This is a genomic window from Alistipes sp., assembly GCF_020026455.1.
GTDB lineage: Bacteria > Bacteroidota > Bacteroidia > Bacteroidales > Rikenellaceae > Alistipes.
This window is the reverse complement of record NZ_JAHHQJ010000003.1, coordinates 38,866-55,322: the sequence shown is the minus strand read 5'-3', so window position 1 is coordinate 55,322 and position 16,457 is coordinate 38,866. Positions and strand designations below refer to the sequence as shown.

Here is a 16,457-nt window from a genome sequence, read left to right as displayed (position 1 = left end):
AAGATCCTAACGACATGAAACAACTGCTTCAATATCTGATTGCCCTGCTGCTGCTCCCGATCTCCTGTTCCGAGGAGAAGCTCGGCGTCTACCATGGGGACACCTACCTCCATTTCACCGGCATGGACGACCGGAGCCCGCAAACCGTCAATTTCAATTTTGCTACGGATGCCCCGCTTGCGTTTGAAGGGACGGCGAAGGCCCGGATGACGCTGCTGGGATACCTGCCCGAGACGGATATCCGGTATGTCGTGTCGGTCGTGCCGGAGAAAACCACCGCGAAGGCCGGATCCGACTATCTGCCGCTGCCGGAGGGTGTCTTCCACCGGGGGCGGCCCGACGACATCTACGAGGTGAGGGTGCTCCGCAACAAGGAGCTGCTCAAGACCCGATACACGCTGACCCTCTGTCTGGACAAGGCGGAAGGATGCCGCATCGGTCCGTCCGAATTCCGGTATGTGACGATCAACGTAAGGGACCAGGTCTCCCGGCCCCGGTGGTGGGAGCAGAGTGCGGCCGTCAATCTGGGCGAATATTCGGACCTGAAATATCGGGTATTCATCATCTTCATGGACGGGAAGATCCTCGACTCGCTCGACGGATACACCGGCATCGAATTTACCCGTCTGATCGCCGACTTCAAGGCCTGGTGGAAGCAGGAGTGGGCCAGGGGCAATTATCAATATTACGATGCGGACGGCACGACGCCGCTGTATGACACGATTCTGGACTGATGAGGCGATTTCTGAACCATAAGATTCTGCTGGCGGGGCTCTGCATCCCGCTCCTGGCGGGCGGCTGTTACCGGGACGAGGGGAATTACGACTACCGGGATTCCGCCAAGGTGACCTTTACCAACGGCATCGCCTCCGATTATACGTTCACGGTGGATACGCCCTTTGAGCTGGAGGCTCCCGTGAAGTTCTCCAAGGAGGTGGAGAACATCGACGAGAGCTTCGCCATCGAATGGTACATGAACCGGGAGATGGTCTACACCGGCCGTGTCCTGAAGTACTCGTTCTCCCGGGGCGGAGCCTACGAGCTGGTCATCAAGGTCATCAACAGGGAGACGGGCGAGACCTATATCAGCGACAAAATCTCCATCAACGCCAAGAACAACTTCGATTGGGGGTGGATGGTCCTGTCGGACATGGGCGACGGGAAATCGACTCTTTCGTTCATTACGCCCGATCTGAAAGTCTCGCACCACATCGACCGGGATCTGGTGGAGGGAGGTTTGGGCGAGGATCCCCGGAGCATTCATTATTACTATGTCCTGGGCTCGATTCCGGGAGTATATGTCGCCGGACTGCCCAAAATCATCATCAATCAGGGGAGCGGCAGCGTGACGCTCGACGGCAACTCGCTGCAGAAAGACATGTGGCTGGCCGACGAATTCGAGGGCGGGAAGGAGCCCGACGACCTCCATCTGACGGACTTCGCATTCAAGGTGAAATACTATGCCCTCTGTTCGCGGGAGGGCGATGTGTATATCCGCGGTGTGGGCTACGACAACCATGAGATCCCCTATTACGGCAAGTATCCGGCCATGCCCTGTCATTTCGAAGGCGGCAGCCGCATCACGCATTTTGCACCGTTTCACAATGTCACCTACTGGTGTGCCGACGAGGAGAACTGCATCCTCTACGACGAGCAGCACGGGCGCTTCATCGCCATTGTGGATGCCTATGGATGGGACGCCGTCTACCGTCCCGACATCGTATATCTGAAGACCTACGATCGGGAGCTGGAGATCCCCTCCGGCGTCCTCCGCGTGGACAATATGGGGGCGGGCACGCGCTGTCTGGCTTTCGGGGCCTATGAGAAAAAGGATGTCGATCCGCTTACCGGAGGGCTCTCCTTTTGGTCCGATTACCTGTCCATAATCGACGTGAACGGGACCGGTAACTACCAGATCCATGAGTTCGCGGTCCGGGAGCTCACCTCCAGGTCGCACCTGATTTCGGCAACCGACCAGTATCCGTTCAGCGGCGCGGGTGTCCTGAATGCGAGGAGCATTATCCGGATGTCCTCCAACTTCGAAAAGAATCCCTACCTCTATTTCACGGACGGCGGCCGGAATCTGTATGTCTACAGCACGCAGCTGAAAACCCATCTCCTGGCTTACAGCGCCGAAAGCCGGATAACGGGCATTTACCCGAGTCCGATCGTTTGCGAGTTCTACGGTTACGGGGGGAATAGCCCGGAGCCCAATTTCCGTCTGGCCGTTGCCCAGGAGCTGGGAGACATCGCCATCGTGGATGTGTCGAAGGCGAATATGGTCCGGCTCTTCGAGGGATTTCATCCCGAACTGGAGCTGAAGACATGCAGCGGCTTCGGCGATGTAAAGGGGGTGGTCTGGTGTACGAACTGGAAAGGCGAATACTGACACAATCAAATATCTGATCAATCATTTAAATTCAAACCGCATGAGAAACAAATTTTTCTACATGGCTACTTGTGTAGCATTGGCCCTGACGGCTGCCGGATGCAGCGACGACGAAGAGAAGGATATTCCGGTTATCGGAGATATCTCCGTCTCCGGGATCTACAACGTCTACTCACACGGCAACCAGGGGTGGATTCAGGAAGACAAGGTGGGGCTGTATGTGCTCTCCGACGGCAAAGCCCAGGATAACCTGCCTTACGTCTCCACGAAAGTCGCCGGATACAAGGAGGTCGAAATGGGCGGCAAGACCTACATCCTCTACAACGAAAAGATCGTCGAGGATACTCCCCTCAAGCCGGCATCGGACATCAAGGCCGGATTCAAGGCCGGAGAGCACTGGATCTATGCGTATGTTCCGTTCAGCGAGGCCTCGAAGGATCATACGGCCGTGGCCTTGCCCGATGTTTCCGTCCAGCAGTACTATGCGGCTGAGTTTATGCCCCACCGCAAATACGGATTCGATGTGGCTGCCGCCAAGGTCTCGGCCTATTCCGCGGCCGTCGTGTCGTTGGGCGAGTTCAAGCCGCTGTTTTCGCAGATCACCCTCCCGTCGGTGGCGTGCCCCGAGACGCTTGTCGGCAAGAAACTGACCAAGGTGGTCGTTACCTGCGATCGGCCCCTCTCGTATGAACCCGGTGCTACGATCAATCTGGCCACCATGGAGATCGCCGGCAAGGGGTTGAACACGGTGACCTATGAGATCCCCGACGGCCTCGAGGTCAAGGCGAACAAACGGGGCGGCGCTTCGCTGGAGACCTGCTACGTGATGATCGCCGTGCCTTTTGAAACGGCCCTGAACTGCACCTTCAAGTTCGATCTGACGATTGACGGCCGGGTGTACACCATCAACGGACAGCCGGACGCCAGAAAGTCGAGCCGGAACAACCTGAACATGCACGGCATCGAAGGGATCAAATAGAGTGTTTGCCGATCCGATTCCGGAGGCCGCATGTCTCCGATGACAGGGCGAGAGGACCCCGGCCGGTTTTTGGGCCGGAGTCGATTCGCCCGGGCACATGGGGCTGCAGATCCGGAAGATCCTCTTTCCGCTTTGGCAGCTCCATTTCCGGCGCTATGAAGTCGGCACGGAACGGGTCGCTCCTGAAAATTTTGCATACGATATGAAAAAAACAGTTTCAGCCTTCATCCTGCTGGCCCTGCTGCTCCCCTCGTTCGGGGCTCAGGCCGATGATCTGTTCGGAGGAAAGGCTAAGAAGAGAAAGCCGAAGGTGGAGTCGGCCGAAAAGGACAAAAAGGACTCGCTCTCGAAAAAGAAGGGGGTCATCAAACCCTACGACGAGGTGATCACCCGTCAGGCGCGTTCCATGGACGGCTTCTTCCGGGTGCATTACGTGGAAGGCAAGTATTTCTTCGAGATCGCCGACTCGCTGCTGGGTCGCGACATTCTGGTGGTCAATCGGATCGTCAAGGCTCCGGTCGATCTGCAGAAACGCAAGGTGGGCTATCCCGGCGACCACATCGGCGAGCGGGTGATCCGTTTCGAGGAGGGCAACGATAAGAACCTGTTCGTGAGAGAGGTCTCCTATCTGGAACACGCCCGGGATACGGCGGGGCTGTATCAGGCCGTCCGCAACTCGAATATCCAGCCCATCGTGGTCACGTTCCCGCTTCAGGCGGTGCGTCAGGAGGGGGCGGTCAAGCATTTTGTCATCGACATGACCGACTATATCCGCAAGGATCATGAAATGTTCTCGTTCGATGACAACCGCAAGGACGAGATCGGCGCCGGAAGCATGATCGGCGATGCCAGTTATATCGATACGCTGAAGGCCTTTCCCCGGAATATCGAGGTGCGCACGGTCCGGACCTTCAAGAGGTCGAAGTCGATGGATTCGGAGTTGAGCCGCTTCCTGGCGCAGTTCTTCGCCTCGTCCAACACGCCGCTGACCTACGAGCTCAACAGCTCGATGCTCCTGCTGCCCAAGGAACCGATGAAGTCCAGAATACACGACGAACGGGTCGGTTATTTTGCGGTGGGCTACAAGGATTTCGACCGGAATCCCCAGGAGGTCGAATACAGCTCCCGGATCACCCGCTGGCGCTTGGAGCCGAAGGAGGAGGATGTGGAGCGCTATCTGAAAGGCGAGCTGGTCGAGCCCCGGAAGCCGATCGTGATCTACATCGACCCGGCGACCCCCAAGAAATGGGTCCCCTATCTCATCCAGGGGGTGAACGACTGGCAGGTGGCCTTCGAACAGGCCGGTTTCAAAAACGCGATTATGGCCCGGGAAGCCCCTGTCGACGATCCGACGTGGAGCTTGGAAGACGCCCGCCACTCCGCCATCGTCTACAAGCCCTCCGACATCCCCAACGCCAGTGGACCCCATGTGCACGACCCGCGTAGCGGAGAGATTCTCGAGACGCACATCAATTGGTACCACAACGTGATGCGTCTGCTCCACGACTGGTATGTCATTCAGGCCGGGGCCGTCGATCCGGCAGCGCGCAAGCCCCGGTTCGACGACGAACTGATGGGGCAGCTCATCCGTTTCGTCTCGTCCCATGAGGTGGGCCATACGTTGGGCCTGCGCCATAATTTCGGATCGTCGCATACGGTGCCCGTAGAGAAGCTCAGGGACAAGGAGTGGGTCGAGGCCAACGGACATACGCCTTCCATCATGGACTACGCCCGCTTCAATTACGTGGCCCAGCCCGAAGACAGCATCTCGCGCAAGGGGATCTTCCCCCGTGTGGGCATGTACGACAAATGGGCGATCGAGTGGGGCTACCGGTGGTTCCCCCAATACAAGACCGCCGAGGAGGAGCAGCCGCATCTGAACCAGTGGATCATCGAAAAACTCAGAGCCGACAAGCGCTACTCCTTCGGGACGGAACTGGACCGGAACGATCCCCGCAATCAGAGCGAGGACCTGGGCGACGACGCCATGCTGGCCGGTACCTACGGCATTAAAAACCTGAAGAGGATCATGCCCAACATTCTGGACTGGACCTACGAACCGAACGAGGGATACACGAAGGCCGTTTATCTGTACCAGAGTCTGTTGGGGCAGTTTACCCTGTATATGGGGCATGTGGCGGCCAATGTGGCCGGCATTTACAGCAATCCGATTTCGGTGGAACAGACCGAGGTGAAGGCCATGGAATATGTTCCGAAGGAGATCCAGCAGCGAGCCGTTGCCTTCCTGAACAGGGAGCTCTTCGACATGCCTGCGTGGCTTCGGGACACCGGACTGGAGGAACGCACGGGAATCAACACCTATTCTGCCGTTACGCGCATCCAGACGAAGGTGTTGAAGAGGTTGCTTAGCAGCCGAACCTTCGATAAAATGACCAACAATGAGCGGGTGAATGGCGCCAGGGCATATACGGTTCAAGACCTGTTCGGCGATCTGCACAAAACGATCTGGTCGGACATTACCTCGGGGCAGCGGCCGACGGATTCCCGGCGCAACCTGCAGAAAACATACGTCAATGCCTTGATCTCCATGCTTGATACCCCGCACGATTCGTCCGATTCGGCGGGCGGTCCGGGGGGCTATGGCCTGCTCCCGTTCTCCACATCGTCCGAAGCGCCGGTCATTGCCCGCGGGCAGCTGACCGAACTGAGACGAGCCCTGCCCCGGATGTCCGCCTCTTCGACCGGCATCGTGAAGAGCCATTATCAGAATCTGCTGTATCTGATCGATTCCGCGTTCTCCACGCATTGAGCAATTGGGCGGTTCGCACCGATCCGCAAACAAACAACGGGGTTGCACCAGAAGCGGTGCAACCCCGTTGCCGTGAGGGGCCGTGTGTTGCCGTGTGTTGCCGGCATGGGCGGTTCGGGCGGTTATTTGTCTTGGGGTGTGTCGCTACGGAGGCCTTCTATGATGAGGGACGGTTGGGAGGAGCAGTTTTCGGCTACCTCCAGGCGAATCGTGTCCCCGGCGGTGCGGATGAGGATGTCTAACGACGAGATCCAGTTGATCCAGTGGGCTTTGAGGCGTAGTGTGCTGCCGGTGGGGCAGGCGTATGATCCGCCGACGATGGATTTCTTTTCGATTCCGGCGAAGCGGTTTCTGGCCGATATCGAATAGGGTGGGTAGGCCTTGTGGGTGGTTTCGACCCACTGTTTGTAGCCGAATTCGATGGTGAAGGCCTCCCCGGACTGGGGCGTGATGTGCATTTGCAGGACCGGATTTCGGGTCGCGAAGGAGATTTCCTTCCATCCGAACTTGTTGTCCTGCAGTTTGAAACTGTGATTCAGGAGGCTGCGGACCAATTTCCCGCTCCGCTTGCCCGGGACGCAGGGCAGGGCATATTCCCGGTGGGTGGGGCGGCCGGGATCCCCGATGGAGCGTCGTTCCGGAGAGATGGAGCCCAGAAGCTCGAAGACGAGATCCCGCTGGGTGTTGCCGTCGAGGAGCGTGGCCTCGGTGAGCACGACGACCATGTCGTGGGACGGGATGACCAGGATGTACTGGCCGAAGGCCCCGTCGGCCCGGACGGCCCCCGGATGCTGGCGGCACATCCACATCTGGTAGCCGTATCCCTCGCCCCCGGTGTCGGCCTGGGGTGTCATCATCTGTTCGACCCATTCTTGAGGCAGAAGGCGTTTCCCCTGCCACATGCCTTTGTTGAGCAGGAGAAGCCCGAATTTCACCATGCTCTCGCTCTGGATATGAAGCCCCCAGCCTCCCGTGGAGAAGCCCTCGGGGCTTTTCTCCCAGGCGACATCCGTGATATGCATGTGGCGGAAGAGCCTGTCGTTGAGGTATTCGAGCGTTGTCAGGCCCGTTACCCGCTGGAGGATGGCCGAGAGGACATAGCTGCACATCGAGTCGTATTGGAATTTCGATCCGGGAGCGGTGACCGGTTTGGCGAAGTAGCTCTCCAGCCAGTTGTCGCAGTTGTTTCTCATCTCCCAATCGGGGGTGATGCCTGCCTGCATGGTCAACAGGTCGCGGATGGTGATCCGGGCCAGATCGTCGGAGATCTGGCCGGGGAGCATCTCGGGAAAGAAGCAGGCGGCGCGGTCCTCCAGCCGGAGCCGGTTCTCCTCGATGGCCTTGCCGACGGCTGCCGCCATGAAGGTCTTCGAGCAGGAGTAGAGCGTGTGCCCGTACTCGGGCCTGAAGGGGGCGGGAAAGACCTCGGTGATGATTTTTCCGTGGCGTGCGATCATGACGCTGTGGATTTCGGTCTTCTCCAGGCTCATCAGGGCGCGGATCATGTTGTCGATCCTTTCGGAGGCGATTCCCTCCTTTTCGGGGGTCGAGCGGGGAAGGTCGCCGATCTGGGCCGACGTGGCGAGGGGGTGTGCCAGCAGAACAAGGCCGACGACGAAGGTTGCGATTCGTTGGATCATGATTTCGGGTTTTAGCAAGAGTCTTCGGACAAAGGTAATAAGGGCGGATGATTTTTATCCGATTTTTTAAATGAAAAAAGATGTATTATTTTTACGGTTTCGAAAAATCGGACATCATGAAAAATCGCTTCTGCCTGTGGTTCTGTCTGTCGCTTCTGCCCGTACATATATATGCGTGGAACCCGCGTGTCATCAATGTCGTCCCCAAGGATTACCAGGGGGCCAACAAGAACTGGTGTATCGACGAGGATGATCTGGGAACCTATTATGTGGGCAACGATCAGGGACTGCTGGAGTTCGACGGGCTGGCCTGGAAACTGCATCCCACCGCGACGCGTTCTTATGTCCGATCGGTCGAGGCCTATTCCCACGATGTGATCTTTACCGGCGGATTCGAGGATTTCGGCCGCTGGGATCGGGATGTTTCGGGCGAGTTGGTCTACACGTCGTTGATCCGGGCCGAGGACCGCGACAAACTCTCGGACAACGATTTCTGGCGCATCTATCAGGTCCCCGGAGGGGTTTTGTTCCAGTCTTTTTCCTCGTTGTATCTTTACGACTTCCACCGGACGTGCGAGATCGAGACCGACCTCACGATTCTTTTTCTGATCAAGGTCGGGGACGAATTCTGGGCCCAGGAGATGTCGGGCGATCTGTACCGCTTCGAGAACAACGCCTTTCACCGCATCGAGCAGAGTCGGGGACTGTTCGGCCATACGACCGTGCAGGTGGCCCTGCCGGCCGGCAGGGAGGGTGAATTTGTCATCGGCACGGGGAACAAGGGCCTGTGGAAATACGACGGGCGCACGTTCAGCCCCTGGAACGGGAACCTCTCCCGGAGGATGATCGAAAAGGAACTGAATTGCGGAATACGCACTTCGCGCAACACCTTTGTCTTCGGGACGATTCTCGGCGGCATCTACGAAACGGACCTCGAAGGGAATGTCCTGAGGGTGATCTCCACCAAAAACAAATTGTACAACAACAGTGTGCTGGCTCTGTATGAAGACAAGTTCGGGAATGTCTGCGTCGCCTTGGACCAGGGGCTGGCCTATCTGTCGTACAGCGACGGGGTGGACTTCCACCATTCGTCCAAATGGGACATCGGTTCGGTCTATGATGCCTGTGTGTGGAACGGGCGTCTGTTTTTGGCGACGAATCAGGGTGTCTTTTACCTGGACAGCTCGAAACTGGAGGGGGAATACACGCTCCGCGACTTCGAATTCCTGAGCGGATTGAAGGGGCAGACCTGGTCGTTCGGCAAGATCGGGGGCCGGCTCTACGTCTGCCACAATTCGGGACTTTATGAAGTGCGGCGCGACATGGGGCTCGAGCAGGTGTCGGCGATGGGCGGATATCACCTGAAGGAGGTGCGGCTGAAGGACCGGCAGCAGATTTTTTATGCTTCCTATTACCGGCTCCGTCAGCAGAATCCGGACGGGAGCTTCTCCGAGAAGGACGGATTCGATCAGGGCGTCTATCGCGTCGAGGCCGATTACATGGACAACCTGTGGCTGGAACATCCCCTCAGGGGCGTGTACCGCTGTCGGCTGGATGCGGCCGGCAGCCGGATCGTCGACACGCGGCTCTTCGGCGGGAGTGCCGACGACGATCTGCCCTACCGGTTGCAGATCTTCAAGGTCGGAGGCCGTGTTGCCTTCTACGGCAAGGACCGCTTCTACCGCTATAATGAGTTTGCCGACAGGATCGAGCCGGACTCGGTGCTCAATTCGGCGGGAAGCGGCCTGAAAGGGCTGAAGTCGGTCTTCCCCGTGGGCGAAAACGAATACGGTGTGATTTGCAACAACAGCGTGTGGAAACTGCGCTACGACGGAGTTCGTTCGGCCGAGTTCATCCCGTGCGGGGGTGTCGACAGCCGCAACATGCCGTTGGGCTACGAACACGTCGCGCGTCTGGACTCGGCCCGCTTCCTGCTGTGCCGCGACGACGGGTTTGACATCATAAGGCCCGGCCAAATCCGGCGGCAGGAGCTGCCCGCACCGCCCCGGATCGCAAGCGGAAAGGCATACGGGGGCCGGGGCGACCATCAGTGGCTCGATCCCCGCAAAACGGGAGGCGTGGAGATTCCCTACGGGCGGAATTCGCTGCAGTTCGGCTTTACGACCGGCGATGCCATGCCTTTGGAGGGCGGCATCTTCCGTTACAGGCTGCTGGGGGTGGATGACGAATGGACCGAGGTCCGCAATGCCGGGATCCATCTCTTCGAGCGTTTGGACCGCGGCAATTATGTCTTCGAAGTGGAGGCCGGGGACAATTTCGGACGCTGGTCCGAACCGGTGCGCTATCGGTTCACGATCCTTCCGCCGTGGTATCTCACTCCGTGGGCCGGTATCGGCTACATGCTCGCTTCGGTCCTGGTGTTTGTCCTGGCGTGGCTGCTGGTGATGCGCTTCTACCGCAGACGCTATCTCCGGGGGCTGCGCCTGAAGGAGATCGTTCGCCTGCGTGCGTCGAACCGCCGGTTGTCGGAGGAGGTGCAGGCCCGCAATGCGGAGTTGCTCTCCCAGAGTTCCACGCTGGTCGGGCGGAACGAGATGATCCTGCATCTGCGGGAGATGGTCAACGACTTCCAGCAAAAATACGGTAGCACGACCTCGGCCCTGCTGTGCAATAAGGTCAACTCCTATGTCGCGGCGAAGATGGATTCGGAGAGCGACCTGGCGGTGTTCCTGATCAAATTCGAGCAGACCCATGTCACTTATTTCCAGGTCCTGAAACAGCGTTTCCCGGAACTTACGACCAATGATCTCCGTCTGTGCGCTTGCCTCAAGATGAATCTTTGCACCAAGGAGATCGCCAATCTCATGGGGCTTTCCGTCCGGGCCGTCGAGAACAACCGATACCGCATCCGCAAGAAGATCGGGCTCAGCCCCGACCGCAACCTCAATGAATTTCTCCTGGATATCGTCCCCGATGACGAATCGGAGGAGCGGGCCGATGAGTAGTATTTAAGAAATATTAATATACTGATTGATAGAGAGTACCTAATTTTTGAGTGGCGAAAATGAGGCTCTTTAAATGGCTTGTTTGAGCCTGGAGTAGCCGTGATGAAGTGCGAGGCGGGTTTTGTTGTTTCTTTCGTGTTAAATTTGTCTCCGACATGACGGGTGGACGCTGTATCGACCAAATCGTCCGCCTTCGAAAAAACAACTTAACCTAAAATCCAAATGAAAAAGAATCGACCTGAAAATTGTCTTTTTGTCAAGATCCTTGCAACGGTCCTTCTGCTGCTCGCCACCTCTGCGGGTGCATTTGCACAGCAAACCGTCGAGGTGAAGGGCAGGGCGATCGATGAAAGCGGAAATCCCGTATTGGGAGCCACTGTCGTGGTGGCGGGTACCTCGGTGGGTACATTGACCGATGTCGACGGCAACTTCACGCTCAAGGCCCGGGAGGGCGAGGAGCTGGAGGTTTCGTTCGTCGGCATGAAAGCTCAGAAAGTCAAGGCTTCGTCCGAATTCCTCACGGTGACCTTGGGGACGGAAGCCATCATGATCGACCAGGCTGTCGTCATCGGCTACGGCACGGCCCAGAAACGCGACCTGACCGGATCCATTGTCAACGTCAAGGCCGAGGAGATCGCCAACAGACCGTCGTCCAACCCGTTGGCCTCATTGCAGGGCCGTATCGCCGGAGTGCAGATCACCAATACGGGACGCGCGGGACAGGATCCCGAAATCCGGATCCGGGGCACGAATTCGATCAACGGCTTTTCTCCGCTGTATGTCGTCGACGGCATGTTTACGGACAACATCGGATTCCTGAATGCCAACGATATCGCATCGTTCGAGATTCTGAAGGATCCCTCGTCGCTGGCGATCTTCGGCGTGCGCGGAGCCAACGGTGTGATCATCATCACGACCAAAAAGGCCAAGCAGGGCGAGGCCGTCGTGAATATCAACCAGTCGGTCGGTGTCAAGCATGTCGGCCACCGGCTCTCGCTGACCAATGCGGCCCAGTTCCGCGAGCTCTTCAACGAGCAGACGGTCAACATGGACGGCGATCCGTTCGACTACACCCACTATACCGCGGATACGGATTGGCAGGATGCCATTTTCCAGAATGCCGTGATCAGCCAGACTACGGCCAGTGTGATGGGCTCGGGCGAGAAGCACAACTTCTACCTGGGTGTGGGCTATACCTACGAGCAGGGCAACATCAAGAACGAAGAGATGCAGAAGGTTACCTTCAACTTCAGCGACGAGTATCGGATGAAGGACTGGGTGAAGTTCGGCGTGCAGCTGAACGGTGCCTACATGATGCCGGCCGATGCCAAGGATGTGACTTCGGCGGTGCAGGCCGTGCCCATCGCCCCGATTTTCGACGCGAAGACCGGCGGTTATTACAAGATGCCCTCCTTCCAGAGCCCCCAGCTTGCCAACCCAATGATCGAGGTCGATCGGTTTGCCAACCACAACATCGCCCAGAATTACCGGATGGGCGGCAACGTGTGGGGCGAGATCAATTTCCTGCCCTCGCTGAAGTTCCGCGCGGCATTTGCTCTGGACTATCAGTCCAACAATAACCGTCTGTTCCGCCCCGTGATGTTCGAGTACGATCCCACGATCGACAAGATCGCGCCCCGGTCCGAGATCCAGTCCCTGTCGCAGACCAAGAGCAACACGCTCAACGCCCAGCAGGACTATATCCTCACGTTCCAGAAGACCTTTGCCCAAAAGCATGCGCTGACCCTGATGGCCGGATTCTCGACCAACTACACCCAGTTCGAGTCCCTGACGGCGGGGCGCAGCCAGAATATCAATTCGGCCGATATCATCATCCCGGAGGATCCCGACAAATGGTGGATCTCCTCCATCGGCGACATCTCGTCGGCAACCAACAGCGGCCAGCAGTACAAACGCTTCACGATGTCCTACATGTTCCGTGCGCTGTATCATTATGACCACAAATATCTGCTGAACCTCTCTTACCGCCGTGACGGAGCGTCGGTCTTCAAATATTCGGGCAACACGTGGGACGACTTCTACTCGATCGGAGCCGGATGGGTCGTCTCGGAGGAGGATTTCATGAAGCGTCAGAATTTTATCAACTATCTGAAGGTCAAAGGTTCGTATGGTGTGCTGGGCAATCAGAACATCGGTTCGGCCGGCGGTTTCTATCCTTCGTTCCCGACGCTCAACTCCTCGAATGCCATCTTCGGCGACAACATCATCTCCTCCTATTCCCAGGCCTATCTGGCCACCGATCTGCGTTGGGAGAGGACCAAGTCGTGGGAGGCGGGACTCGAGATGATGGTGCTCAAAAACCGCCTTCATCTGGATGTCACCTACTACAACAAGCAGACCGAGGATCTGATCTGCTATCTGGAGAAGTTCATGGGTGCTCAGGACGGTCTGATCAACTCGGGCAAGATCCGCAACCGGGGTTTTGAGTTGGCTGCATCGTGGAGCGACAAGATCGGAAAGGATTTCACCTATTCGCTGTCCGCAAACCTCACGACCATCGACAACAAGGTTCTCGAGTTGGGCAAGAACTACCACGAGGGTTCGCGCAATGTGGCCGTGTCCATGCCGGGAATGCCGATCGGATACTTCTATGGCTATGAGGTGGTCGGCGTCTATCAGAACGAGGCCGATATCGCCCGCTCGCCCAAGAACTCGCTGGCTGCGCCCGCTCCGGGCGATCTGAAGTTCCGCGATGTCGACGGCAACGGCCTCATCAACGATGCCGACCGCACGATGATCGGCAACCCCACGCCCGACTTCACGTATGGCTATTCGCTGAACCTGGGTTATCGGAATTTCGACCTGGGGCTGGATTTCCAGGGCGTCTACGGCAATGAGATCTACAATGCGGGGTTCATGACCTCGTTTGCCCAGTATAACTATCCCGCCAAGCGTCTGGGCCGCTGGCGCGGCGAGGGTACCTCGAACTGGGAGCCGATCCTCGATTCGGGACGGGCCTTGCAGAAGGAAAACTCGTCGTATTACATCGAGGACGGAAGCTATCTGCGTCTGAGGAACATCCAGTTGGGCTACCGTTTCGGCGACCGCATCATCCGCAAACTCCGTCTGAAGGGGCTGCGCCTCTACATGAACGTCGAGAATGTGGCCACATGGGCCCACAATACGGGTTACACGCCCGAAATCGGCGGTTCGGCTCTGGCCTTCGGCATCGACGATGGATATACCTATCCGATGCCGACCACGATCACTTTCGGTGTAAATGTCACATTTTAAATCAGGATTATCCCATGAAGAACATATTGAAGAACATCAGATTGGCCGTAGCGGGTCTTGCGTTGGTTGTCGCTGCGGGAGCTTGTAGCGATTTGCTGGACCAGCGCCCCCAGGGCGAATGGACCATCGACGATGTCGAGGGCGGGGCCTACTTCTCGCAGGTGATGGCGCTGTATTCCATGGCCCGCAACTACAACATCACGGCCGGCATACCGGCTTTTGCCTTCCATTATTACCGCTCGGAGGATTCGCGCAAGGGATCGGTCAAGACCGACGGCGCGGAGCATACGCCCATGTGGGACGGCTATCAGTATACGGCCGGAAACGGCTTGCTGAATCCCTACTGGTCGACGAACTACGAGATCATCAACGCCGCCAATACGATCATCGCCCAGGCGGACAAGGCGCAAAGCGGCGGGGCGCAGCTCAATGAGGCCGAGATGCAGTGTATCATGGAGGCCCGTTTCTTCCGTGCGTGGTGCTTTTTCAATCTGGTGCGTGCCTTCGGAGAGGTGCCTCTGGTGAATTTCGCCATCGAGAATTCCGAGCAGGCCAATATTCCCAAAAGTCCTGTCGACGCCATCTACAAGCAGATCGACGAGGACCTGTCGGCTGCCGAGGGGCTTCCGCTGAGCTGGGAGAGCCGCTTCATCGGCCGTCTTACGTCGGGTGCCGCCCGTGCCCTCCACGCAAAGAGCTATGCCCAGCGGCGGATGTGGCCGCAGATGTATCAATGTGCCAAACAGGTGATCGACTCCAAACGCTACGATCTGAAAACGCCCTTTGAAAAGATCTTCCGCGAGGAGGGCGAGAACTCTTCGGAGTCGGTTTGGGAGCTTCAGTGCACGGCAACCACGGCCGAGCCTTCGACCGACAAGCTGGGCAGCCAGTTCTGCCAGGTGCAGGGCTGCCGCGGAGCCGGTTCGTCGGACCTGGGCTGGGGATGGCACATGGCGACAATGGAGCTGTTCAAAGCCTTTGAAGCGGGCGATCCCCGCCGCGACGAGACCCTGCTCTATTTCTCGACCCCGACCAAGCCGTGGCCCGATTACGCCCCTGCCGACGGTAATAGACCCTTCAACGAGAAGCTCGTGGCCCAGGACGGTCTGGATGGCGTGTTCTTCAACAAGAAGGCCTATTGCAGCCCCCGGCTCAGGGAGTTCTACGGCAACAGAAACGGTTTCTGGTACAACATCCGCATGATCCGTTATTCGGACGTGGTGCTGATGGCTGCCGAGGCGGCCTGCGAGATGGGCGGCGGGACCTATACCCGGGAGGCGCTCGACCTGCTGGAGTCGGTGCGCAAGCGTGCCCGCGGGTCGCGCACCGATGTCCTGCCCAAGGTGACGACGACCGATCAGGCCGAGCTGCGCAAGGCCATTCACCACGAGCGCCACGTGGAGCTGGCTCTGGAGTTCGACCGCTTCTACGATCTGGTCCGCTGGAACGAGGCCGTCGAGGTGCTGGGGCCGCAGGGCTATCAGGACAAGAACAAATACCTGCCTCTGCCTCAGACCCAGATCGACGCGTCGAACGGGGTGTTGGTTCAGAATCCCGATTATGTCGGATAATCAAAAACAGGACGAATCATGAAAATCGCGAATTATTTTACATGGATGGCGGTAGCGACGGCCGCTTTGACCTTTGCGTCGTGTAAACAGGATTTGGGCCAGAATCCGGGCTTTGATTATCCCCGGGAGGCAGGGGTGGAGGTCCCGATTCCCGCGCCGTTGTTCCACGCCTCGTTTGAGGATGATCTGACGCTCGACGGGACGCTCAAGGCCACGATGACCGCCTACCGGGATGTGGCTCCCGCATTCGAGGCCGGCAAACGGGACGGCAGGGCCTACCGCAATCAGGACGGTACGGCACTGATGATCCGTCCCGACGCTGCGGGAATGGAGCGCCTGAAGAACCTGGGGAGTTTCTCGGTGTTCATGTGGGTGAACTGGGAGGGGCAGAACCCTTCGGCCTGCTCGTTGTTCGCCTTGGGACATAAGGATCAGGAAATTGGCAATCTGTTGCTCTTCGTGGAGACGTTCAGAAAGGAGGACCCCAAGGAGTTTTTCGTGAAGGGTTACCTGCGTTCGACGGGGACGGAAGGAGGTCCCGATGCCTGGTTCGATGCCGGAGACGAGGCCCGTCTGCAGCATATGGCCGGCAAATGGCGCCACGTGGGAGTGACCTACGATGCCGCGACGTCGACCATCACGCTCTATAACCAGGGTGCCGAGGTATGTCACCGCCAATTACGCAATGGAGGCATGGGGGCCTTGAAGTTCGACGAGATTTCGGGGATCTGCCTCGGGGCATTCCCCGCGATGGTGGGGCTGACCCCGATTGAGAACTGGCCCGCCCGAGGCACGTTCTACGACGGACTTCTGGATGAATTCAATTTCTTCGGCGAGGCGCTGTCGGCGGCACAGGTTGCGGCACTGTACGAGAAAACCAAATAATC

At 58.0% G+C, this 16,457-nt stretch carries 9 protein-coding genes; 8 read left to right on the top strand and 1 reads right to left on the bottom strand.

The features are described 5' to 3' along the window. Nucleotides 1-14: 14 nt before the first annotated feature. From QZ460_RS02395 to QZ460_RS02380, 4 genes are all read left to right on the top strand, one after another. On the top strand, nucleotides 15-734 hold the full coding sequence (locus QZ460_RS02395) for a DUF4843 domain-containing protein (protein WP_290539993.1): 720 nt from the start codon (nucleotides 15-17) through the stop codon (nucleotides 732-734). Then, a complete protein-coding gene (locus QZ460_RS02390) occupies nucleotides 734-2,389 on the top strand; it encodes a PKD-like family lipoprotein (RefSeq protein WP_290539992.1) in 1,656 nt (551 codons plus the stop codon). Before QZ460_RS02395 ends, QZ460_RS02390 begins: the two co-directional genes overlap by 1 nt. Before the next feature lie 40 nt (nucleotides 2,390-2,429). Then, nucleotides 2,430-3,368: a fimbrillin family protein gene (locus QZ460_RS02385; protein WP_290539991.1), complete on the top strand. Its 939-nt coding sequence runs from the start codon at nucleotides 2,430-2,432 to the stop codon at nucleotides 3,366-3,368. A 202-nt stretch (nucleotides 3,369-3,570) separates the two neighbouring features. Beyond that, complete coding sequence (locus QZ460_RS02380) at nucleotides 3,571-6,138, top strand: zinc-dependent metalloprotease (protein ID WP_290539990.1); 2,568 nt, start codon at nucleotides 3,571-3,573, stop codon at nucleotides 6,136-6,138. Nucleotides 6,139-6,260: 122 nt separating this feature from the next. Here QZ460_RS02380 and QZ460_RS02375 read toward each other — a convergent pair whose 3' ends face one another. Beyond that, entirely contained in the window at nucleotides 6,261-7,778 is a 1,518-nt protein-coding gene (locus tag QZ460_RS02375) for a serine hydrolase (protein ID WP_290539989.1), read from the bottom strand. A gap of 80 nt (nucleotides 7,779-7,858) precedes the next feature. On the opposite strand from QZ460_RS02375, the gene QZ460_RS02370 reads away from it, so the two are divergent. The 4 genes from QZ460_RS02370 to QZ460_RS02355 all read left to right on the top strand — a co-directional run bounded on the left by QZ460_RS02370 (nucleotide 7,859) and on the right by QZ460_RS02355 (nucleotide 16,455). Continuing rightward, complete coding sequence (locus QZ460_RS02370; protein ID WP_290539988.1) at nucleotides 7,859-10,744, top strand: triple tyrosine motif-containing protein; 2,886 nt, start codon at nucleotides 7,859-7,861, stop codon at nucleotides 10,742-10,744. Nucleotides 10,745-10,966: 222 nt separating this feature from the next. Continuing rightward, complete coding sequence (locus tag QZ460_RS02365; RefSeq protein ID WP_290539987.1) at nucleotides 10,967-13,999, top strand: TonB-dependent receptor; 3,033 nt, start codon at nucleotides 10,967-10,969, stop codon at nucleotides 13,997-13,999. 14 nt (nucleotides 14,000-14,013) lie between these two features. Further along, a complete protein-coding gene (locus QZ460_RS02360) occupies nucleotides 14,014-15,570 on the top strand; it encodes a RagB/SusD family nutrient uptake outer membrane protein (RefSeq protein WP_290539986.1) in 1,557 nt (518 codons plus the stop codon). An 18-nt stretch (nucleotides 15,571-15,588) separates the two neighbouring features. After that, nucleotides 15,589-16,455 carry a LamG-like jellyroll fold domain-containing protein gene (locus tag QZ460_RS02355; protein WP_290539985.1) on the top strand — a complete coding sequence of 289 codons (867 nt, stop codon included), beginning with the start codon at nucleotides 15,589-15,591 and terminating at the stop codon, nucleotides 16,453-16,455. Nucleotides 16,456-16,457 lie beyond the last annotated feature (2 nt).

Coding starts and splice junctions, on each gene's coding strand:
- QZ460_RS02385 (WP_290539991.1), top strand. CDS start 2,430: ATGAGAAACAAATTTTTCTACATGGCTACTTGTGTAGCATTGGCCCTG.
- QZ460_RS02395 (WP_290539993.1), top strand. CDS start 15: ATGAAACAACTGCTTCAATATCTGATTGCCCTGCTGCTGCTCCCGATC.
- QZ460_RS02375 (WP_290539989.1), bottom strand. CDS start 7,778: ATGATCCAACGAATCGCAACCTTCGTCGTCGGCCTTGTTCTGCTGGCA.
- QZ460_RS02380 (WP_290539990.1), top strand. CDS start 3,571: ATGAAAAAAACAGTTTCAGCCTTCATCCTGCTGGCCCTGCTGCTCCCC.
- QZ460_RS02365 (WP_290539987.1), top strand. CDS start 10,967: ATGAAAAAGAATCGACCTGAAAATTGTCTTTTTGTCAAGATCCTTGCA.
- QZ460_RS02355 (WP_290539985.1), top strand. CDS start 15,589: ATGAAAATCGCGAATTATTTTACATGGATGGCGGTAGCGACGGCCGCT.
- QZ460_RS02390 (WP_290539992.1), top strand. CDS start 734: ATGAGGCGATTTCTGAACCATAAGATTCTGCTGGCGGGGCTCTGCATC.
- QZ460_RS02370 (WP_290539988.1), top strand. CDS start 7,859: ATGTATTATTTTTACGGTTTCGAAAAATCGGACATCATGAAAAATCGC.
- QZ460_RS02360 (WP_290539986.1), top strand. CDS start 14,014: ATGAAGAACATATTGAAGAACATCAGATTGGCCGTAGCGGGTCTTGCG.